The sequence below is a fragment of the Dechloromonas sp. TW-R-39-2 genome (genome assembly GCF_016864195.1).
Taxonomy (GTDB): Bacteria; Pseudomonadota; Gammaproteobacteria; order Burkholderiales; family Rhodocyclaceae; genus Azonexus.
This window is the reverse complement of record NZ_CP045202.1, coordinates 953,175-973,234: the sequence shown is the minus strand read 5'-3', so window position 1 is coordinate 973,234 and position 20,060 is coordinate 953,175. Positions and strand designations below refer to the sequence as shown.

Annotated in this window: 19 protein-coding genes and 1 tRNA gene; 16 read left to right on the top strand and 4 right to left on the bottom strand. The window is 60.6% G+C overall.

Annotated features, from left to right (window positions below; genetic code table 11):
• Positions 1-7 precede the first annotated feature (7 nt).
• Positions 8-883, bottom strand: a complete 876-nt coding sequence (locus GBK02_RS04770) for a FecR family protein (RefSeq protein ID WP_203468606.1) — start codon at positions 881-883, stop codon at positions 8-10.
• Between the two features lie 66 nt (positions 884-949).
• Here GBK02_RS04770 and leuS point away from each other — a divergent pair, with 66 nt between their 5' ends.
• Genes leuS through holA form a run of 3 tightly spaced genes read left to right on the top strand, consistent with a single transcriptional unit; the run spans position 950 to position 5,199 of the window.
• Positions 950-3,655, top strand: a complete 2,706-nt coding sequence (gene leuS / locus GBK02_RS04765) for a leucine--tRNA ligase (protein WP_203468605.1) — start codon at positions 950-952, stop codon at positions 3,653-3,655.
• Between the two features lie 12 nt (positions 3,656-3,667).
• Entirely contained in the window at positions 3,668-4,192 is a 525-nt protein-coding gene (lptE, locus tag GBK02_RS04760; protein WP_203468604.1) for an LPS assembly lipoprotein LptE, read from the top strand.
• Positions 4,192-5,199, top strand: coding sequence for a DNA polymerase III subunit delta (gene holA, locus GBK02_RS04755; protein WP_203468603.1), 1,008 nt, complete (start codon positions 4,192-4,194; stop codon positions 5,197-5,199). The genes lptE and holA overlap by 1 nt, the downstream gene beginning before the upstream one ends.
• Here the strand turns inward: holA and GBK02_RS04750 are convergent, their stop codons facing one another.
• Positions 5,200-5,367, bottom strand: coding sequence for a hypothetical protein (locus GBK02_RS04750; RefSeq protein ID WP_226407714.1), 168 nt, complete (start codon positions 5,365-5,367; stop codon positions 5,200-5,202).
• A 200-nt stretch (positions 5,368-5,567) separates the two neighbouring features.
• Between GBK02_RS04750 and GBK02_RS04745 the strand changes: the two genes are divergently transcribed.
• The 6 genes from GBK02_RS04745 (at position 5,568) to GBK02_RS04720 (ending at position 11,049) form a co-directional block, all read left to right on the top strand.
• Positions 5,568-6,824, top strand: coding sequence for a glutamate-5-semialdehyde dehydrogenase (locus GBK02_RS04745; protein WP_203468601.1), 1,257 nt, complete (start codon positions 5,568-5,570; stop codon positions 6,822-6,824).
• Positions 6,825-6,889: 65 nt separating this feature from the next.
• A complete protein-coding gene (locus tag GBK02_RS04740) occupies positions 6,890-7,381 on the top strand; it encodes a methylated-DNA--[protein]-cysteine S-methyltransferase (RefSeq protein ID WP_203468600.1) in 492 nt (163 codons plus the stop codon).
• On the top strand, positions 7,347-8,267 hold the full coding sequence (gene xerD, locus GBK02_RS04735) for a site-specific tyrosine recombinase XerD (RefSeq protein ID WP_203468599.1): 921 nt from the start codon (positions 7,347-7,349) through the stop codon (positions 8,265-8,267). The genes GBK02_RS04740 and xerD overlap by 35 nt, the downstream gene beginning before the upstream one ends.
• A gap of 54 nt (positions 8,268-8,321) precedes the next feature.
• Positions 8,322-9,566, top strand: a complete 1,245-nt coding sequence (locus GBK02_RS04730; RefSeq protein WP_203468598.1) for a porin — start codon at positions 8,322-8,324, stop codon at positions 9,564-9,566.
• Between the two features lie 24 nt (positions 9,567-9,590).
• Positions 9,591-10,082 carry a Cys-tRNA(Pro) deacylase gene (ybaK, locus tag GBK02_RS04725; RefSeq protein WP_203468597.1) on the top strand — a complete coding sequence of 164 codons (492 nt, stop codon included), beginning with the start codon at positions 9,591-9,593 and terminating at the stop codon, positions 10,080-10,082.
• Between the two features lie 91 nt (positions 10,083-10,173).
• Complete coding sequence (locus tag GBK02_RS04720) at positions 10,174-11,049, top strand: ZIP family metal transporter (RefSeq protein ID WP_203468596.1); 876 nt, start codon at positions 10,174-10,176, stop codon at positions 11,047-11,049.
• Between the two features lie 32 nt (positions 11,050-11,081).
• On the opposite strand, the gene GBK02_RS04715 is transcribed toward GBK02_RS04720, so the two are convergent.
• Positions 11,082-11,432 (bottom strand): dihydroneopterin aldolase, encoded by a 351-nt coding sequence (locus GBK02_RS04715; RefSeq protein WP_203468595.1) that lies wholly within the window; start codon positions 11,430-11,432, stop codon positions 11,082-11,084.
• Positions 11,433-11,499: 67 nt separating this feature from the next.
• Here GBK02_RS04715 and plsY point away from each other — a divergent pair, with 67 nt between their 5' ends.
• Positions 11,500-12,096 (top strand): glycerol-3-phosphate 1-O-acyltransferase PlsY, encoded by a 597-nt coding sequence (plsY, locus tag GBK02_RS04710; RefSeq protein ID WP_203468594.1) that lies wholly within the window; start codon positions 11,500-11,502, stop codon positions 12,094-12,096.
• 305 nt (positions 12,097-12,401) lie between these two features.
• Positions 12,402-13,841: a catalase gene (locus GBK02_RS04705; protein WP_203468593.1), complete on the top strand. Its 1,440-nt coding sequence runs from the start codon at positions 12,402-12,404 to the stop codon at positions 13,839-13,841.
• A 442-nt stretch (positions 13,842-14,283) separates the two neighbouring features.
• Here GBK02_RS04705 and tsaD read toward each other — a convergent pair whose 3' ends face one another.
• Positions 14,284-15,318, bottom strand: a complete 1,035-nt coding sequence (gene tsaD / locus GBK02_RS04700) for a tRNA (adenosine(37)-N6)-threonylcarbamoyltransferase complex transferase subunit TsaD (RefSeq protein ID WP_203468592.1) — start codon at positions 15,316-15,318, stop codon at positions 14,284-14,286.
• Between the two features lie 138 nt (positions 15,319-15,456).
• Here tsaD and rpsU point away from each other — a divergent pair, with 138 nt between their 5' ends.
• From rpsU to GBK02_RS04675, 5 genes are all read left to right on the top strand, one after another.
• The gene (gene rpsU, locus GBK02_RS04695; protein WP_011286295.1) at positions 15,457-15,669 is read left to right on the top strand and encodes a 30S ribosomal protein S21; all 213 of its coding nucleotides are present in this window, start codon (positions 15,457-15,459) and stop codon (positions 15,667-15,669) included.
• Positions 15,670-15,762: 93 nt separating this feature from the next.
• Positions 15,763-16,209 carry a GatB/YqeY domain-containing protein gene (locus GBK02_RS04690; protein WP_203468591.1) on the top strand — a complete coding sequence of 149 codons (447 nt, stop codon included), beginning with the start codon at positions 15,763-15,765 and terminating at the stop codon, positions 16,207-16,209.
• A 6-nt stretch (positions 16,210-16,215) separates the two neighbouring features.
• Positions 16,216-17,952, top strand: coding sequence for a DNA primase (dnaG, locus tag GBK02_RS04685; RefSeq protein ID WP_203468590.1), 1,737 nt, complete (start codon positions 16,216-16,218; stop codon positions 17,950-17,952).
• A gap of 46 nt (positions 17,953-17,998) precedes the next feature.
• Positions 17,999-19,975: an RNA polymerase sigma factor RpoD gene (gene rpoD / locus GBK02_RS04680; protein ID WP_371810505.1), complete on the top strand. Its 1,977-nt coding sequence runs from the start codon at positions 17,999-18,001 to the stop codon at positions 19,973-19,975.
• Positions 19,976-19,983: 8 nt separating this feature from the next.
• Positions 19,984-20,060: transfer RNA gene (locus GBK02_RS04675), tRNA-Ile, on the top strand.

The following is a 20,060-nucleotide window of genomic DNA, read 5'->3' as shown; positions in this document are numbered from 1 at the left end:
GGCAACGTTAATGCCGACGAACGGTCGGTGCGGGCAAGTGCAGATCCCGCGCCAACCTGTCGGCCAGCGCCAGCGCCTCGCGCTCAGTCACAAGACCTCCCAGGCGCAATCCGTAGCGATACTCGCCTGACACACGGACAGGCACAATCCGGCTCGCGTAACCGGCTGCAACCAGTTGGTCGTAGAGCGCCAAGGCATCATCCTTGCCATGCTGCCCGAAATACAAAGCCCAGCGGCCATCCCGCCGCTGGCTGGGCATGCCGTAAGCCAGTTCGGTTTCCAGTGCCCACAAAGCGACCTGCGCCTTGTCAGCAAAAGCCACTGCGCCCGGGGCCATCCCCTTTTCCGCGCCATAAAACTGCAGCGGCTCGCTCAACTCCGCCGGCTCACCCAGCGGATGAGTGACCGAAATACGGCCTTCAAGCAAGCAGACAAAATCCTTTTCATCGCTCGCCCGACCCCACAAGTCGGTGCCGCGAATACCGATCGTCACCGTTCCGCTGCGCACATTGATCGCACGCTTGGTCTGGTGCTTGCGAAAGATATCGGTCGTCAGCCGGAAAGCCCCTTTGGCGATATCGAGGGCCGCTGTGAAAATGCCGTTTTCAGGCTGCTTGAGGGCGTTGACCGCGACATTCGTGTTCTCACCCAATTTGATGGCACTGCCATCGGCCAGTTGAACGATAGCGCGCGCCTGCTTGCCGGTCAGGATGCGATCCCGGTTTTCCAGCACCATCCCCGGTGCCATGGCCAGCCGGCGCCCGTCGCGCTCAACCCAGGCCGGCGCCTGAACGACATCAACCACGGCATTCGGCACGGCAGCTGCGGTCAACGTCGAAAACAGGCCAAAAATCACCAGCGCCACACCAAGCTTTGTTCTCATCGCCTCTCCAGACAGGTTCAACCGGTATAATTCCGGGCTCATTTCACGATTTTTCAGCGGAATCCCATGCAGGACAAATACACCCCGGCCGACATCGAACGCGCAGCCCAGAGCCACTGGGACAAAACCGGTGCCGCGCGCGCCGTGGAAGACGCCACCAAGCCGAAATACTACTGCCTTTCCATGTTCCCTTACCCCTCGGGCAAGCTGCACATGGGGCACGTCAGAAACTATACCATCGGCGACGTCCTCTCCCGCTTCCACAAGATGCAAGGCTTCAATGTCCTGCAACCGATGGGCTGGGACGCCTTCGGCATGCCGGCCGAGAATGCCGCGCTACAGAACAACGTACCGCCGGCCGGATGGACCTATTCCAACATCGACTACATGCGCAAACAGCTGCAGTCGCTGGGTTTCGCCATCGACTGGGAACGTGAATTCGCAACCTGCACGCCGGAGTACTACCGCTGGGAACAATGGCTGTTCACCCGCCTCTATGAAAAGGGCCTGGTGTACAAGAAGCTCGGCACCGTGAACTGGGACCCGGTCGATCACACCGTGCTCGCCAACGAGCAGGTCATCGACGGTCGCGGCTGGCGTTCCGGCGCGCTGATCGAGAAGCGAGAGATCCCCATGTACTACATGAAGATCACCGCCTACGCCGAAGAACTGCTCGCCGAACTCGACAACCTGCCGGGCTGGCCGGAGCAGGTCCGCCTGATGCAGAAGAACTGGATCGGCAAGAGCACCGGCGTGCGTTTCGCCTTCCCGCTCGCTGACGATGCCAACGAAAAGCTGTGGGTATTCACCACCCGCGCCGACACCATCATGGGCGTCACCTTTGTTGCCGTCGCCGCCGAGCATCCGCTGGCGCAGCGCGCCGCGGTCAACAACCCGGAACTGGCCAATTTCATCGAGGAATGCAAGAAGGGCGGCGTTGCCGAAGCCGACATTGCGACGATGGAAAAGAAGGGCCTGCCGACCGGAATTTTTGTCACGCATCCGCTGACCGGTGAACAGATCGAAGTCTGGGTCGGCAACTACGTGCTGATGAGCTATGGCGACGGCGCCGTGATGGCCGTACCGGCGCACGACGAACGCGATTTCGCGTTTGCGCTGAAGTACAACTTGCCGATCAAGCAGGTCGTCGATGCTCATCAAGTGGATAGCGAGTATCAACGCACGCATGCCGATACTCGCGCAAACCGGGCGCGTTCAGCTGATGAAAAGGAATTCGGTGAAGGTTGGGGCGACGCTGTTTCCGAATTTACTACTGACCGCTGGCAAGCTTGGTACGCGAGCAAAGAAGGCAAGTGTATTAATTCCGGCAAGTATGACGGCCTCAGTTACGAAGCCGCCGTCGACGCCATCGCCGCCGACCTCGCCGCCAAAGACCTCGGCGACAAGAAAATCCAGTTCCGCCTGCGCGACTGGGGCATTTCCCGCCAGCGCTACTGGGGTTGCCCGATCCCGATCATTCACTGCAAGACCTGCGGCGACGTACCGGTGCCCGATGACCAACTGCCCGTCGTCCTGCCGGAGAATGTCGAGATCACCGGCGCCGGTTCGCCGCTGGCCAAGATGTCCGAGTTCTACGAGTGCAAGTGTCCGAAGTGTGGCGGCGACGCCCGCCGCGAAACCGACACCATGGACACCTTCTTCGAGTCGTCCTGGTACTTCCTGCGCTACGCCTGCCCGGACAACACCACGGCCATGGTCGACGAACGCGTCGCCTACTGGTGCAAGGGCGGCATCGACCAGTACATCGGCGGCATCGAGCACGCCATCCTTCACCTCCTGTACTCGCGCTTCTTCACCAAGCTGATGCGCGACGTCGGCCTGATCGGCGACTTGGGCGAGCCCTTCGCCAACCTGCTGACCCAGGGCATGGTCGTCGCCCCGACCTTCTACCGCGAACTCGACGGCGGCAAGAAGCAGTGGCTCAACCCGGCCGACGTTGACGTCGTCACCGACGACAAGGGTCGCCCGACCGGCGCCACGCTGCGCGCCGATGGCCTGCCGGTAGTGATCGGCGGCACCGAGAAGATGTCGAAATCGAAGAACAACGGCGTCGATCCGCAGGCCCTGATCGACCAGTACGGTGCCGACACGGCGCGTCTGTTCATCATGTTCGCCTCGCCGCCCGACCAGTCGCTGGAATGGTCGGACGCCGGTGTCGAAGGCGCCTACCGCTTCCTGCGCCGTTTGTGGAAGACGACTTACGATCACGTCCAGGCCGGTTTGGTCCCGGCGTTTTCGGGCTCGGAAACACTATCGACCGCGCAAGCCGACCTGCGCCGCAAACTGCACCAGACCATGGGCAAGGTCGCCGACGACTACGGCCGCCGCAAGCAGTTCAACACGGCGATCGCCGCAGTCATGGAACTGCTCAACGCCTACGACAAGTGCGATCTTTCCGACGCCGCCGGCCGCGCGCTCGCCCAGGAAACCCTGGAAAGCGTCGCCCTGCTGCTCTTCCCGATCGTGCCGCACATCGGCCAGGCGCTTTACGCCGAGCTGAAACCGGGCCTTGATGCCGGCAACCAGGCCTTCCCGAAAGCCGATCCGGCCGCCCTCAAACAGGACGAGATCGAGCTGATGGTGCAGGTCAACGGCAAGCTGCGCGGTTCCATTCGTGTCTCTGCCGAAGCCGACAAGGCCAGCATCGAAGCTGCTGCGCTGGCCTCGGAAGGCGCCGTCAAGTTCATGGAAGGCAAGCCGGCCAAGAAGGTTGTCGTCGTGCCGGGCCGCCTGGTCAACATCGTCGTTTAAGGAAAAACCGCCATGCGCGTCCCGTTCAAGCTATTGCTCGCAGTGATCTTCGCCGCCGTCCTGAGCGGTTGCGGCTTCCATCTGCGCGGGACGCTCAGCGGCAGCCTGCCGTACAAGACGATGCACATCGCCCTGCCCGAGACGGCCGAAGTCCGGATCTGGCTGGAGCGTTACATCAATGCGGCCGGCAGCACCGAAATCATCGAGGAGGCCGGCCAGGCCGATGCCACCTTCCAGCAACTGACCGATGGTCGCCAGAAGACCATTCTCAGCGTCAACGCCCAGGGCCGGGTGCGCGAATACCGCCTGCAACTGACCTACACCTTCCGCGTGGTCAACAAGAAAGGCCAGGTCCTGGTTCCGCCGAATGAAATCAGCCTGACCCGCGACATCACCTTCGATGACTCGAACGTGCTCGCCAAGGATCTCGAAGAAGGCCTGCTCTGGCGCGACATGAACAATGACCTGGTGAACCAGATCATGCGCCGGCTGAGCATTATCAAGCCGAAGAACCCCGACGCCGAAGAAGACGAGTAATGCTGCTCAAGGGCGAACAGCTGGCAGCGCATCTCGACCGCGAGTTGCGCCCGCTTTATGTGCTCTACGGCGATGAACCCTTGCTGGTCATCGAGGCGGCCGACGCCATTCGGGCCAAAGCCAGAAAACAGGGCTACAGCGAACGTGAAGTACTGACGGTTTTGCCGCAATTCGACTGGGGCACGCTGCTCGCCGCCGGCGGCAATATGTCGCTGTTCGGCGACAAGAAACTGATCGACCTGCGCATTCCGACCGGCAAACCCGGTAAGGAAGGCAGCAGCGCGCTGCAACAGTGGTGCCAGAACCTGTCGATGGACAACCTGCTGCTGATCACGCTGCCCGAGCTTGACTGGCGCGAGGAAAAAGCCGCCTGGTTCACGGCGCTGGTCAATGCCGGCGTGGCGATCAAGCTGATGGCCCCGCCACTGGCCGAACTGCCAGGCTGGATCGCCGGCCGGCTGCGTCGCCAGCAACAAAGTGCCGACATCGACAGCCTGAAATTCATCGCCGAGCGCGTCGAAGGCAACCTGCTCGCCGCACATCAGGAAATCCAGAAACTGGGCCTGCTTTACCCGGCCGGTCAGCTTAGCGAAGCCCAGGTGCGCGATGCGGTGCTCAATGTCGCCCGCTACGACATCGATGGTCTGCGCGAAGCCCTGCTCTCCGGCGATATCGCCCGGCTGACGCGGACATTGGATGGCCTGATGCAGGAAGGCGAAGCGCCGCCGCTGGTACTCTGGGCGATGAGCGAGGAAATCCGGACGCTGACCTTGATCCGCGCCGGCATGGATGCCGGCCGCCCGATGGATCAGTTGCTCAAGGATGCCAAAGTCTGGGGGCCACGCCAGAACCCGGTGAAAAAAGCCCTGCAGCGGATGTCGACCGCGAAACTCGAAGCGGCGCTGCAGCATGCCGGAAAAATCGACCGACTGGCCAAGGGCATCGGCCAGGGCAATATCTGGGAAGAATTCCTGCGGCTCGGCCTGCGCCTCACCGCCGCCGGCTGATCAACTGCCGGCAGATTCACCAGCGGATTCGTCGGCCGGTGGCGCGTCCGGTTCGAGGTCTTCCCACAGGCAGACGCACTCGTTGCGAATATCGTGCAGGCAGTGTTTTGGCGTTTCCTGAACCAGGCATTCACCCTGACATTCTTCGGAAACCACTACCAGTTTCATCTCTGCATCCACGTGACGTTCGCCGTCCCAATAGCTGCATGTTGCGCAGACCTTAACCTCGGTCGGCAATATCAATTTTTCTGCCATCTTGTCCTCGATGGAAAACCCTGTTTTCGTTGTGGATCAGAGTTTACCCGCTTCCGGAAGTTCCCTGTAAATTTGCTGGCTATAATGTTTCTTTAAGTTGAAGCGCACCGATCATGGATATCAAGAGTTACATGCAGACCGTCGGCCGTCAGGCACGTGCCGCGTCGCGCCGCCTGGCCACCGCCAGCACGGCTGAAAAGAATGCCGCCCTGCTGGCCATTGCCGCCGCCATCCGCCGCGAATCGGCCACGCTGGTCGCCGCCAACCAGGAAGACCTGGCTGCCGCCCGTGCCGCCGGCCTCGAACCGGCCATGCTCGACCGCCTGACGCTGTCGGCCAAGGGCGTTGAAAACATGGCTGAAGGCGTCGAACAGGTCGCCAAGCTGCCGGACCCGATCGGAGAAATGGGCGAGTTCAAGTTCCGCCCGTCCGGCATCCAGGTCGGCAAGATGCGTGTTCCGCTCGGCGTCATCGGCATCATTTACGAAGCACGCCCGAACGTTACGGCCGATGCTGCAGCGCTGTGCCTGAAATCCGGCAACGCCGCCATCCTGCGTGGCGGCTCGGAAGCCATCCGGTCGAATCGCGCCATTGCGGCGCTGGTCCAGGAAAGTTTGCAAACGGCCGGTTTGCCGGCTGAGAGTGTCCAGGTCATCGAGACGACCGACCGCGCAGCGGTTGGCGAACTGATCACCATGCGCGAATTTGTCGACGTCATCGTACCGCGCGGCGGCAAGGGCCTGATTTCGCGCCTGCTGGCCGAATGCCGTGTGCCGATGATCCAGCACCTCGACGGCAACTGCCACGTCTACATCGACGACCAGGCCGATGCGGCCAAGGCCCTGAAGATTGTCGAAAATGCCAAGACTCAGCGCTACGGCACCTGCAACACCACCGAATCGCTGCTCGTCGCACGCTCGGTTGCGGCTGCGCAGTTGCCGGCCATCGCGGCGATGTTGAGCGAAAAGGGCGTCGAAATCCGCGGTTGCGCCGAAACCCGGGCCATCCTGCCGAATGCCGTTGCGGCCACGGAGGAGGACTATTTCACCGAGTTCCTCGCGCCGATCATCTCGGTCAAGGTGGTCGCCGATATTGATGAAGCGATTGCCCACATCAACCACTATTCGTCGCACCACACCGAAGCCATCGTCACGGAAAATCATCCGAAGGCCATGCGCTTCCTGCGCGAAGTCGACTCGGCTGCGGTGATGATCAATGCCTCAACCCGTTTTGCCGACGGTTTCGAATTTGGTCTCGGCGCTGAAATCGGCATCTCGACCGACAAGATCCACGCTCGTGGCCCGGTTGGTCTGGACGGGCTGACCAGCCAGAAATGGATCGTGCTCGGCGACGGCCACGTCCGCGCCTGACCGCAAACAGCCCCGGATCGATTTCCGGGGTTTTTTCATGTTGACCGCAGCAAGGAGGAATTGCCATGTCGAACGCTGATTATCAGGCTATCGTCGCCGCCCCCGGTTTCGCGCTGGGCGTGCGCTGTTCGGCCGATGACGTGATTGCCGTCGAGTTCCTGCCAGCGCAGACCGAGCAAGCCCCCGAACTGCCCCTGGCGGCTGAAACCTGCCGCCAGATCAGGGCTTACCTGAACGATCCCGATTTCACGTTCGGCCTGCCGCTGCGCCCGGTCGGCACGCTTTTCCAGCGCCGGGTCTGGGAACAGATTTCCGCCATTCCACGCGGCCGGACAGAAACCTACGGTCAACTGGCCAAAAACATCAAAAATGCCCCACGTGCCGTCGGCCAGGCCTGCGGTGCCAACCATTTTCCGCTGATCATTCCCTGCCACCGGGTGATCGCCACCGGCGGCGGCCTTGGCGGCTTCAACCGCCAGGGCGGCGGCTTCCTGCTCGATATCAAACGCTGGCTACTGACCCATGAAGGCTGCGCCCCCGCTGCTCCGGCCGGCTGATCTCGGCGAAATCGACAATTTCTGCGACGCACTGTGGCTTGAGGACGGTCTTGCCAAGGCAACGCTGGACAGCTACCGCTCCGACCTCGGGCGTTTTGCGCGATGGCTGGCCGAGCAGAACGCCGAGCCGCTGCTCGACGTCCGCGAAACAACGCTAACGGCGTTTATCGCCAAGATTTCCCGCGAAATCCGTGCCAGTTCGCAAGCCCGACACTTGTCGACGCTGCGCCGCTTCTACCGCTGGCAGGTGACACGCGGCCGGCTGGTCGTCGATCCGACCAAAAAACTGCTCAGCCCCAGCCTGCCTTCGCGCCTGCCCAAGGTGATGTCCGAAAAACAGGTCGAGGCCCTGCTCAATGCGCCCAATCTCGACCACCCGCTCGGCCTGCGCGACCGGGCCATGCTCGAAACGCTTTACGCCACCGGCCTGCGCGTCTCGGAGCTGGTCAATCTCAAGCAGCACGAAATCGGCTTCAACGAAGGGGTGCTGCGCGTCATCGGCAAGGGCAGCAAGGAGCGCCTCGTGCCGCTCGGCGAAGTGGCGCTCGACTGGCTGGGCGAATATCTGAAAAACGCCCGGCCGGAAATCATCAAGGGCCAGTTGAGCGATGCCATGTTCGTCACCGCCCGGGGCGGCGCAATGACCCGTCAGGCGTTCTGGCAACTGATCAAGCGTTATGCCCTGATTGCCGAAATCGACCCGGCCCGGCTCTCACCGCACGTGTTGCGCCATGCCTTCGCGACGCATCTGCTCAACCACGGCGCCGATTTGCGTGTTGTTCAGCTGTTGCTCGGCCACTCAGACATCTCGACCACGCAGATCTACACCCACGTCGCCCGCGAGCGGCTGAAAACCCTGCATGCGATTCACCATCCACGCGGCTAAGATAGCGATTCGACGCGCCCATTTATCCACCCAGGCCTTCAACGGGATATCGCCATGCTCAGGACCCGCCTCGCCCCTTCGCTGATTTTTACCCTGTTGATGCCGTTGACCGCGCCAAGCCAGGCCGGCGAACTGGAGGAGATGCGCGCCACCCTCGGCGAGATGCAGAAACTGCTCCAGCAACAGCAGGCGCGCATCGAACAACTGGAAAAACAGGCAAGCACCAAGCCGGAAACGAGCCGCACAAATAGCGGATCGACCGGTGGGCCGATTGTTCTTGTGCCGGCGACACCATCCGGTACAACTCAGAATGAACCACCGCTGGCCACGCTTTACGGCCGCTTCGACCTGTTTGCCGAAACCAACTGGGGCGGCTCGAAAGGCTCCCGCGTCTCGATCGAATCGGGCGGCATGAACGGCAGCCGGCTCGGCCTCAAGGGCGGCAAGGCGATCGCGCCAGAAACCAATTTCATCTACCAGATGGAAGCCGGCTTTTTCGCCAACAACGGCAAGCTCGGCCAGTCCGACAGCAATAACACCCGTCTTTTCGGTCGCCAGCTCTATGCCGGGGTCGAAGGGCGCTACGGTCGACTGACCGTTGGACGGCAATATTCCCCCTTCTTCATGGGCATGATCCAGTTCGATGCCTTTGAAAACGGCTATGGTTCGCCGACCAATTACGGCACGGTCGAACCCGGCCCGGTGCGCTACGACAACGCCGTGGTCTATGCCACGCCCCGCCTGTACGGACTGACCAGCACACTGTTCGCGGCCCTTGGCGGGAGAACCGGCGGTGCCGAGCAGAACACGCTGGGGCTCAATCTCGACTACAGCAATGGTCCGCTCGGCCTTGGCCTGGCTTATCAGTACGACAACCACAACGCCGTGCTCGACAAAACCACGCGCCACCTGTTCGCCGGGGCCAGCTACCAACTCGGCCCGGTCAAACTGATGGGCGGACTGGCGGGTTACGACCGGCAGCCGGATGTCGGGCCGCTGGTCGAGTGGCGCAGCTGGTTCCTCGGCTCACGCATCGACGTGACGCCCAGCGGCCAACTCCGCCTCAACTACGGCGAAGGCCACAGCCTGGCCAGCAGCAACGACCGCGGCCGGATTTTCTCGGCGGCGTGGATGGAAACGATCAACGCCCAGTTCAAGGCCTACCTCGCCTGGTCGCGCAACCTGAATCAACCGGCCTCGGCCCTGGCGCCCTCCGGCACCAGTGCCAGCGGCTATTACACAATCAACCCCGGCGATACGGCCAATGGCCTGGCCGCCGGTATCCAGTACGTCTTCTGACCCGAAACGCCCAGCGCATTGACCATGAGCAAAAACGAACACGCCCCCGAAACCCAGGCCACCAAATTCCTCAAGGCACAGAAAATAGCCTTTTCCAGCCACCTCTATGCCTATGAGGAACATGGCGGAACCAAGGTCTCGGCCCGCGAACTCAACGTCGACGAACACGCCGTGGTCAAGACGCTGATTTTCGAAGACGAGAATGCCAAGCCACTGATCGTGCTGATGCACGGCGACCGCAAGGTGTCGACCAAGGAACTGGCCCGCCAGATCGGCTGCAAGAAAGTCGAACCCTGCAAACCGGAAGTCGCCAACCGCCACACGGGTTTTCTGGTTGGCGGAACCAGCCCGTTCGGCACCAAAAAAGCCATGCCGGTCTACCTCGAAAAAAGCATCCTCGATTTGCCGCTGATCTATATCAATGGCGGCAGGCGCGGCTATCTGGTCGGCGTGCACCCGCACGATATCGTGCATAGCCTGCACCCCAAGGTCGTCGAAGCCGCGCTCAAGGACTGATTAACCAAAGCAATCGGCACGATCCGATCAATCAATTGGTTCTATTTTAAGCCTCCCCGTAAAGTGGCCTCCAGACACAAGGAGAGCCCACATGACCCAACTCGTCATCCACCACTACGCCAAACCGACAGCCCGCCGCCACCTCTGGGCCGGCATGATCATGAGTATCGTCGCCGCAGCCTTCGTGGTCGATCTGGCCACGGCATGGCTGGCAGCCAACCCGATGGCCGCCCAAGGTTTGCAGGCCAGCCTGCTGGCCGGACTGGCAACCGGCATCGGCGCAATTCCGGTGCTTTTCATGCGTCGACCGGCGGAACGCCTGATGGCCCCGATGCTCGGTCTGGCTGGAGGCATGATGCTGGCAGCCAGCCTGTTTTCACTCCTCGTCCCGGCGCTCCAGCATGTTGCCGCTAGCCCTGCGCCGTGGGCGCTCGGCATCCTGACGGCTGCGGCGCTCCTTGCCGGCAGCCAGTTCATGCAGCAGATGGATCGCCAATGGCCACATCACCACGTTGAAAGTATCGAGACCGACCAGATGTTGCCCAGAGTCAGCCTCGTGGTAGCGGCCATTGCCTTGCACAATCTGCCGGAAGGTCTGGCTGTGGGAGTCGCCGCCGCATCGGGCGCCGATCATGGGATGACGCTCGGCATCGCCTTGCAGAACATCCCGGAAGGCTGGATCGTGGCCAGCGCCATGGTCGCACTCGGTGCCGCACCGTTGCGTGCCGCATTGATCGCCCTGGGGACCGGATTGGTCGAGCCGGTTGGCGGCTTTATCGGCGTCATCGCCAGCAGCCTTGCCGGTCCGGCACTTCCGCTGGCCTTGGCGGCTGCGGCCGGGGCGATGCTCTGGGTCGTCAGTCATGAGCTGATTCCGGCATCCCACAAGGCCGGACGGGAAGCTGCCGGCACGGCGGGCCTGGCAAGCGGCTTCGCAATCATGACGCTGCTCGCGGCACTGGCCTGACCGGGCGCCCGGCGAACAAGCGCCGGGCGAACTTACACGGAGCGTTCGATGATCACGCCAACGCGCTTGACACCGGGCATCATCCCCAGCTTGGCGATTGAGACGCGGACCCACTGCGCCGCAAAATTCTCAAGCAACCAGGTGGCGACATGCTCAGCCAGCTTTTCAAGCAGATTGAAATGGCTGCCCGACAGATCCCGGCGCAGGCGCTCGACCACGACGGCGTAATCCACGGTATCGCGAATATCGTCGCTGGCGCCGGCCGATGCGGTCGACACGCCGATTTGCAGGGAAATCTCGACCACCTGCGACATGGCTTTCTCACGCGGATAAATGCCAATCCACGTTTCTGCGCGCAGTTCTTCGATGAAAATGATGTCCATAAGGCGGTCGACCGTAGTCCGGGGTGTAAAATTCGCCGCGATTGTACTCCAGCCGGAATAAAGCCCCATGCAAACTCTCCTCGCCATCCTTGCCGCCTACCTGCTCGGTTCGCTGCCCTTTGCCGTGATTGTCTCCAAAGCCTTCGGCCTGGCTGATCCGCGCACTTTCGGCTCAGGCAATCCCGGTGCCACCAATGTGTTGCGCAGCGGCAACAAAAAGGCAGCCTTGCTGACGCTGCTGGGGGATGCGCTGAAAGGCTGGGTGGCCGTTTTCATCGCCCAGCAACTCGGATTCGGCGACAAGGTGATCGGCCTGATTGCCCTGGCGGTCTTTCTTGGCCATCTTTACCCCGTCTTCCTCAAATTCAAGGGCGGCAAAGGCGTTGCCACGGCCGCCGGCGTGCTGATTGCACTTTCCCCACTGCTCGGCCTGGCCGTACTCGGCACCTGGTTGCTGGTTGCCTACGTTTCGCGCTACTCCTCGCTGGCCGCTGTGATTGCGGCAGCACTGGCCCCGGTCTACCAGGTGCTGATGGCCGGCGGCAACAGCCAGACCCTGGTTGTCGGCCTGATTGCCATGGCCCTGGTCGGCAAGCATTGGCAGAACATTCAGCGCCTGATGGCCGGCCAGGAATCAAAAATCGGCAGCAAAAAGAAAACCTGATCCCGTCTTTTTGCCCCCCACGGAACGACGCCGGTTTGCCGGCGTTTTTTTTCGCCTATGCGATAGCAAAAAAGCATTCGTCACATTTGTTTAATTGATTGGATAAATCAACCTGCGCTACCTACACTGCCTTCATCAGGTCAGCACGACCTGCTTTGAGACAGAGGAGGCAAGGCATGATTTCCCGCTTCATTGATCGCTGGTTTGATGAACTGGTCGCATGGGATTCCTGCATCGACGTTCTGGCCAACCTGCCCGACAACTTTTGAATCGTCCATTAGCAAACTAACGAAGGAGCTATCTCCATGAACGGCAAAAAACTGACTACTGCCGCCGGCTGCCCGGTGGTCGACAACCAGAACACGATGACCGCCGGCCCACGCGGCCCGGTTTTACTGCAGGATGTCTGGCTGCTTGAAAAGCTTGCCCACTTCGACCGCGAGGTCATCCCGGAGCGTCGCATGCATGCCAAGGGATCGGGCGCCTACGGCACCTTCACCGTCACCCACGACATCACGCAATACACGCGTGCCAAGCTGTTCAGCCAGATCGGCAAGCAGACACCGCTGTTTGCACGCTTCACCACCGTTGCCGGCGAACGCGGCGCGGCGGATGCGGAGCGCGACATCCGCGGCTTCGCGCTCAAGTTCTATACCGAGGAAGGCAACTGGGACATGGTCGGCAACAACACCCCGGTCTTCTTCCTGCGCGACCCGCTGAAATTCCCGGATCTCAACCACGCCGTCAAACGCGATCCGCGCACCAACATGCGTTCGGCCAAGAACAACTGGGATTTCTGGACTTCGCTGCCGGAAGCGCTGCACCAGGTCACCATCGTCATGTCCGACCGCGGCATCCCCGCCAGCTATCGCCACATGCATGGTTTCGGCTCACACACTTTCAGCCTGATTAACGCGGTCAACGAACGTTTTTGGGTCAAATTCCATTTCCGCAGCCAGCAAGGCATCAAGAATCTGAGCGATGCCGAAGCAACGGACATCATTGGCCGGGACCGCGAATCGCATCAGCGCGACTTGCTTGAAGCCATCGACCGGGGCGATCACCCGAAATGGACGATGTTCATCCAGGTCATGCCGGAAGCCGATGCATCGAAAGTGCCCTACAACCCGTTCGACCTGACCAAGATCTGGCCGCACAAGGATTACCCCTTGATCGAAGTCGGCCAGTTCGAGTTGAACCGCAACCCGGAAAACTTCTTCGCGGAAGTCGAGCAATCAGCGTTCAACCCGGCAGCCGTCGTTCCCGGCATCAGCTTTTCGCCGGACAAGATGCTGCAGGCACGGCTGTTCTCCTACGGCGATGCACAACGCTACCGGCTCGGCGTCAATCACCACCAGATTCCGGTCAATGCCCCGCGCTGCCCGGTGCACAGCTATCACCGCGACGGCGCCATGCGCATCGATGGCAACCACGGCGCCACGCTCGGTTATGAGCCGAACAGTGCGGGTCAATGGCAGGAACAACCCGATTTCCGCGAACCGCCGCTGTCGATCGAAGGCATGGCCGATCACTGGAATCATCGGGAAGACACCGACTACTACTCACAACCCGGCGCCCTCTTCCGTCTGATGACGCCGGCCCAGCAGCAGATTCTGTTCGACAACACCGCTCGTGCCATGGGCGATGCGCCGGACGAAATCAAACGCCGCCATATCTGCAACTGCTCGCGTGCCGATGCAGCTTACGGTGCCGGTGTCGCCAAAGCACTGGGGATTGCGATCTAAACACAAGCCATTGATTATTAATCAAACAAAATCCATCAACGCAAAATAACGAGGCTTGTTACAGAACGATACAAATAAATTGCTGCAATGCAGCAAGTTTTTTGGCAGAATGGAATCTGTCTCCTCCATCTCCTCCAAGAAATGGATTTAAGCCCGCCTTGTGCGGGCTTTTTTTGTCCTGAATTTGCACTGAATACAGGCTGCCCCGACTTGGCGCCGCTGATTTTGCGGGCAAAAAACAAGCCCGTCTGAGCGGGCTTTGTTTTTTTATTCGGGTTGTCTCCTCCCCCACCTCGGTGAGTTCGGTTTGGTGCGTTCGCAACCAATGCTGCAAATCATAGCATAGTGAATTGATTACGGCCTGTTAAATTTAAACCCTGGCTGATGCATTCTGCCTGCCGTCTTCCTGGTTCCCTGGTGACAGCCCTTTAACGATCAACGACTATCCGTTGCCCTGAGTCGAAATATCCATCAATGGCCAGCGCGGCTGAACGGCAAAGGAACCCGCCGGTTTCGCCAAGGCTCCCGACTGCAGACGCAAACAACCCGCCAGGGCAATCATCGCGCCGTTATCGGTACAAAACTCCAGCTCCGGATAATAGACACGGAAACGCTTTCGTTTTGCCTCGTCATCGAGGGTCGACCGCAATTGCTTGTTGGCTCCCACGCCCCCCGCCACGACCAACTGTTTGAGGCCGGTCTGCTTCATCGCCTTGAGCGACTTCTTGACCAGCACCTCAACAATGGCCTTCTGAAAAGCCCGGGCAGCATCTTTCCTGAACGCATCGCTGAGCGGCTGCGGCTGCTCACGAACCAGCGTCAAGACCGCTGTTTTCAGGCCGGAAAAACTGAAGCTGAGATCGCCGGAATGCAGCATCGGCCGAGGTAGCTTGTACTTTTCCGGATCACCCTGCTCAGCCAGTTTCGACAGCAAGGAACCACCAGGATAAGGCAACCCGAGCAGTTTGGCACTTTTGTCGAAAGCCTCGCCGGCGGCGTCATCCAACGTTTCGCCAAGCAATTCGTATTCACCGACACCGGTTACCTTCATCAACTGTGTGTGTCCGCCGGAAACCAGCAAGGCGACGAACGGGAAGGTCGGCGGGGTGCTGGACAGCAGCGGTGACAGCAAATGCCCTTCGAGGTGATGCACCGGAATGGTCGGTTTATCAATCGCCAGCGCCAGCGCTTCGGCAAAGGCACAGCCGACCAGCAGTGCGCCGGACAGCCCCGGACCACGTGTATAAGCCACGGCATCGACCGCGTCGAGACTGCGTCCGGCACGGGCCAGGGCTTCGTGCAGCAAGGGAACGACGCGGCGAATGTGGTCACGTGAAGCCAGCTCGGGAACAACTCCGCCGTACTCGGCGTGCATGGCGACCTGCGAGTGGAGAGCGTGCGACAACAAGCCGGCTTCGCTGTCGTAGAGCGCAATGCCGGTTTCGTCGCAGGAGGATTCAATACCAAGGATCAGCATGGCATCGATTTTAACACTTGGAACTAAAAGGTTTTTTGCAATATACTGGTCGGCTACCCGCAAGCATGCGGAAACAAAATTTGCGCGCACTGCCTTTTACTTGACCTGGCAGGCGCCTTACGGAAGGGGGTGATTTATATGCCGAACATTCGTGTCAAGGAAAATGAGCCGTTCGAAGTTGCTATCCGCCGCTTCAAGCGCACGGTTGAGAAGACTGGTCTCCTGACCGAGCTGCGTGCCCGTGAGTTTTACGAAAAGCCCACGACCGAACGCAAGCGCAAGGCTGCCGCTGCCGTCAAACGCCAGCACAAGCGCCTCCGTAGCCTGACCCTGCCGCCGAAACTGTACTAATCCAGTACATTTCGCCGCAGAATAAAAGCCGCCCGCCCTCAAAAGCTGGCGGCTTTGTCTTTTTTCCACAGCATTTCTCCTGATGAAAACACCATGAGCCTCAAAGCACGTATCTCGGAAGACATGAAAGCGGCCATGAAGGCCAAGGAAGCAGCCAAGCTCTCGGCCATTCGCCTGCTGCTTGCTGCCATCAAGCAAAAAGAAGTCGACGAGCGCGTCGAACTGGACGACACGGCCGTCATCGCCGTCATCGACAAGCTGACCAAGCAGCGCAAGGACAGCGTCACTCAATACGAAGCCGCCGGCCGCCAGGAACTGGCCGATGCCGAGAAATTCGAAATCGGCGTGCTGGCCGTGTATTTGCCGGAAAAAATGGGCGCCGATGAAATGGCTGCCGCCGTTGCCGCCGCCGTCGCCGAAACCGGCGCCAAGGGCCCAGCCGACATGGGCAAGCTGATGGCCGTACTCAAGCCGATGCTGGCCGGCAAGGCCGACATGGCTGAAGTGTCGAAACTGGTCAAGGCTGCGCTGGCTGGCTAAAGCACCTTGATCCCTGATTCATTCATTCAGGATTTACTCGCCCGGGTCGACATTGTCGACCTGGTCGATGGCTATGTGCCGCTCAAAAAAGCGGGCGCCAATTACGCTGCCTGCTGTCCGTTCCATAACGAAAAGTCCCCCTCGTTCACCGTCAGTCCGACCAAGCAGTTCTATCACTGCTTCGGCTGCGGCGCCCACGGCACGGCGATCAGCTTTGTCATGGAATACCAGGGCATGGGTTTCGTCGACGCGATCAAGGAGTTGGCCAGCCGCGCCGGCATGCAGGTGCCGGAAAGCGACAACCGCGGCTTCAGCGACGAAAAGCCGGGGCAGACGCGAACGCTGATCGAAATCATGGCGCGCGCCGCCCAGTACTACAAAGACCAGCTCAAGCGCTCGCCCAAGGCCATCGAATATTGCAAAAAACGCGGGTTGACCGGGGAAGTGGCTGCCCGCTACGGCATGGGCTACGCCCCTGATGGCTGGCAAAATCTGCAGGAAATCTTCCCGGACTACAACGCCGACGAACTGAAAGTCGCCGGCCTGGTGATCGAGAATGAAGCCGGCCGTCGTTACGACCGCTTCCGCGATCGATTGATGATCCCGATCATCAATCAAAAGGGCGACATCATCGCCTTTGGCGGACGCGTCATCGACCAGGGCGAACCGAAATACCTCAACTCACCGGAAACGCCGCTGTTCGAAAAAGGGCGCGAATTGTTCGGCCTGCCGCAAGCTCGCCAAGCGCTGCGTGAAACAGACACGGCCATCGTCACCGAAGGCTACATGGACGTCATCGCGCTGGCCCAGAATGGTGTCGGCAACGCCGTCGCCACGCTCGGCACGGCAACCACGGCGACACACGTCAGCAAACTGCTCAAGCAGGTCGACCGCATCGTTTTCTGCTTCGACGGCGACAATGCCGGCCGCAAGGCCGCCTGGCGTGCGCTGGAAAATTCGCTTGAGGCACTGGCCGACAACAAACGCCTCGGTTTCATTTTCCTGCCGCAGGAAGACGACCCGGACAGCTACATCCGCGCCCACGGCAAAGCCGAGTTCGACAAGCTGGTCGTCCAGGCCATGCCACTCTCCGACTTCCTGCTGCGCGAACTGGCCCAGCGCTGCGACCTGACCAGTTCGGAAGGCAAGGCGCAACTGATCTACGAAGCCAAGCCCCTGCTGCTCAAGCTGCCGACGCCGTTGCTCCGCCTGCAACTGGTCAAGCGCCTGGCCGAAGCCAGCGGTTTTGCCCAGAGCGAAGTCGAACGCCTGTGCGAGCTGAAATCCTATACGCCTGCTGCCCCGGCGCGTGCCAAGCGCACCGCCCCCTCGCTGACCCGCAACCTGCTGCGCCTTGTCTTGCATAAACCCAAGCTCGCCGCACAAGTGCCGATCGACCTGCTGCCCGACACACCTGAACGCCCCGCTCTTGTCCGGCTGCACGAACTGGTCAGCACCAATCCGGAAGCAAGTACTTACGCCTCATTGCGCGAACGCCTGCGCGGCCTGCCGGAAGAAAGCCTGATTGAAGCAGCCGCGGCGGAACTTCTCGGCTTGCCATCGGACGAAGCAGAGTCCGCCGCAGAGTTCCGCGACACGCTGGAAAAGCTTCAGGCCGGCGGGCAGAAAAAAGTCTTTGACGAACTGCAAATAAAAGCCCAGAGACTGGGCGTCGCCGGCCTGACCCCGGAAGAGAAGCTGGCCTACATACAGCTCCTCGCCAAACGGGGAAATCGTGGCTAAGTTATGGTAGAATTTGAGGTTTTCCGCAATTCAAGGGATCGTGTTCATGGCCAAGGCAAAAGATACTGCTAAGGAAGCCCCCAAGGCTCGCACCAGCAAAGCCAAGGAGAAGGCCGCCGAAAAGGCGCTGCTCGAAGGCGCAATGGCAGAAACTCCGGAACCGCTCGACGCCGAAGCGCGCAAGATGCGCCTCAAGAGCCTGATCAAGCTCGGCAAGGAGCGCGGTTACCTGACCTACGCCGAAATCAACGACCATCTGCCGGATGATGTGGTCGATGCCGAAAGTATCGAAGCCATCATTTCGACTTTCAGCGAAATGAGCATCCAGGTTTTCGACGAAGCCCCGGCTGCCGAAGACCTGCTGATGTCGGACACCGCCGCCGCCGCGACGGATGACGAAGAAGTCGAAGCCCAGGCCGAACAGGCGCTGTCCACCGTCGATTCCGAATTCGGCCGCACCACCGACCCGGTCCGCATGTACATGCGTGAAATGGGCACGGTCGAGCTGCTGACCCGCGAAGGCGAAATCGAGATCGCCAAGCGCATCGAAGAAGGCCTCAAGCACATGGTCCAGGCAATTTCCGCCTGCCCGACCACGATTGACGACATTCTCGAAACGGTTGCCAAGGTCGAAGCCGACGAAATGCGCATCGACGAACTGATCGATGGCCTGATCGACCCGAACGCTGTCGAAGCCGCACCGCAAGCCGATCTTCCCGAAGAAGAGGAAGAGGAAGACGAGGATGCCGACGACGACGCTGACGGCGACGCCGGCGGCGCAGCCGTTTCCGCTTCGCTGCTGCAACTGAAGGTTGACGCCCTGGAGCGCTTCGCGACCATCCGCGCACTTCACGTCAAGATGCAGAAGGCGCTGTCGAGCAAAGGCTCGCAGGACAAGGCCTACCTCAAGCTGCAACAGCAGATCTCCGACGAGCTGATGAACATCCGCTTCACCTCGCGCACCATCGAGCGCCTGTGTGACAGCGTACGCGGCATGGTTGAACTGATCCGCAGCTCCGAGCGAAAAATCCAGCAAATCTGCGTCGACCGCGTCAAGATGCCGCGTCCGCACTTCATCCAGTCCTTCCCGGGCAACGAAGTCAATCTTGAATGGGCCGACGCAGAAATCGCCGCCGCCCCCAAGACCTACGTCGCCATCCTGACCCGCAACGGCCCGGCCATCAAGGAAGAACAGAAGAAGCTGATCGCCCTCCAGGACCGCACCGGCATTCCGCTCAAGGACCTGAAGGACATCAACAAGCAGATGTCCACCGGCGAAGCCAAGGCCCGTCGCGCCAAGCGCGAAATGACCGAGGCCAACCTGCGTCTGGTCATCTCGATCGCCAAGAAGTACACCAACCGCGGCCTGCAGTTCCTCGACCTGATCCAGGAAGGCAACATCGGTCTGATGAAGGCGGTAGACAAGTTCGAATACCGTCGCGGCTACAAGTTCTCGACCTACGCCACGTGGTGGATTCGTCAGGCCATCACCCGCTCGATCGCCGACCAGGCACGTACCATCCGCATCCCGGTTCACATGATCGAAACGATCAACAAGATGAACCGGATCAGCCGCCAGATTCTGCAGGAAACGGGTGCCGAACCTGACCCGGCAACGCTGGCCAAGAAGATGGACATGCCGGAAGACAAGATCCGCAAGATCATGAAGATTTCCAAGGAGCCCATCTCCATGGAAACCCCGATCGGCGACGACGACGACTCCCACCTCGGTGATTTCATCGAAGACCAGACCACCCTGGCCCCGGCTGACGCAGCGATGTACTCCAGCCTGCGCGGCGTAACCAAGGAAATCCTGGACACGCTGACCACGAGGGAAGCCAAGGTCCTGCGCATGCGTTTCGGTATCGAAATGAATACCGACCACACGCTGGAAGAAGTCGGCAAGCAATTCGACGTTACCCGCGAACGTATCCGCCAGATCGAAGCCAAGGCCCTGCGCAAGCTGCGTCACCCGAGCCGTTCCGACAAGCTGCGCAGCTTCATCGACAGCAACGGCAACTAAGCTTTTTCGGGCCCGTAGCTCAGTTGGTTAGAGCAGAGGACTCATAATCCTTTGGTCCACGGTTCAAGTCCGTGCGGGCCCACCA

Bases quoted from the DNA above. Each gene is read 5' to 3' on its own strand.
- GBK02_RS04770 (WP_203468606.1), bottom strand. From the start codon at position 883: ATGAGAACAAAGCTTGGTGTGGCGCTGGTGATTTTTGGCCTGTTTTCG.
- leuS (WP_203468605.1), top strand. From the start codon at position 950: ATGCAGGACAAATACACCCCGGCCGACATCGAACGCGCAGCCCAGAGC.
- lptE (WP_203468604.1), top strand. From the start codon at position 3,668: ATGCGCGTCCCGTTCAAGCTATTGCTCGCAGTGATCTTCGCCGCCGTC.
- holA (WP_203468603.1), top strand. From the start codon at position 4,192: ATGCTGCTCAAGGGCGAACAGCTGGCAGCGCATCTCGACCGCGAGTTG.
- GBK02_RS04750 (WP_226407714.1), bottom strand. From the start codon at position 5,367: ATGAAACTGGTAGTGGTTTCCGAAGAATGTCAGGGTGAATGCCTGGTT.
- GBK02_RS04745 (WP_203468601.1), top strand. From the start codon at position 5,568: ATGGATATCAAGAGTTACATGCAGACCGTCGGCCGTCAGGCACGTGCC.
- GBK02_RS04740 (WP_203468600.1), top strand. From the start codon at position 6,890: ATGTCGAACGCTGATTATCAGGCTATCGTCGCCGCCCCCGGTTTCGCG.
- xerD (WP_203468599.1), top strand. From the start codon at position 7,347: ATGAAGGCTGCGCCCCCGCTGCTCCGGCCGGCTGATCTCGGCGAAATC.
- GBK02_RS04730 (WP_203468598.1), top strand. From the start codon at position 8,322: ATGCTCAGGACCCGCCTCGCCCCTTCGCTGATTTTTACCCTGTTGATG.
- ybaK (WP_203468597.1), top strand. From the start codon at position 9,591: ATGAGCAAAAACGAACACGCCCCCGAAACCCAGGCCACCAAATTCCTC.
- GBK02_RS04720 (WP_203468596.1), top strand. From the start codon at position 10,174: ATGACCCAACTCGTCATCCACCACTACGCCAAACCGACAGCCCGCCGC.
- GBK02_RS04715 (WP_203468595.1), bottom strand. From the start codon at position 11,432: ATGGACATCATTTTCATCGAAGAACTGCGCGCAGAAACGTGGATTGGC.
- plsY (WP_203468594.1), top strand. From the start codon at position 11,500: ATGCAAACTCTCCTCGCCATCCTTGCCGCCTACCTGCTCGGTTCGCTG.
- GBK02_RS04705 (WP_203468593.1), top strand. From the start codon at position 12,402: ATGAACGGCAAAAAACTGACTACTGCCGCCGGCTGCCCGGTGGTCGAC.
- tsaD (WP_203468592.1), bottom strand. From the start codon at position 15,318: ATGCTGATCCTTGGTATTGAATCCTCCTGCGACGAAACCGGCATTGCG.
- rpsU (WP_011286295.1), top strand. From the start codon at position 15,457: ATGCCGAACATTCGTGTCAAGGAAAATGAGCCGTTCGAAGTTGCTATC.
- GBK02_RS04690 (WP_203468591.1), top strand. From the start codon at position 15,763: ATGAGCCTCAAAGCACGTATCTCGGAAGACATGAAAGCGGCCATGAAG.
- rpoD (WP_371810505.1), top strand. From the start codon at position 17,999: ATGGCCAAGGCAAAAGATACTGCTAAGGAAGCCCCCAAGGCTCGCACC.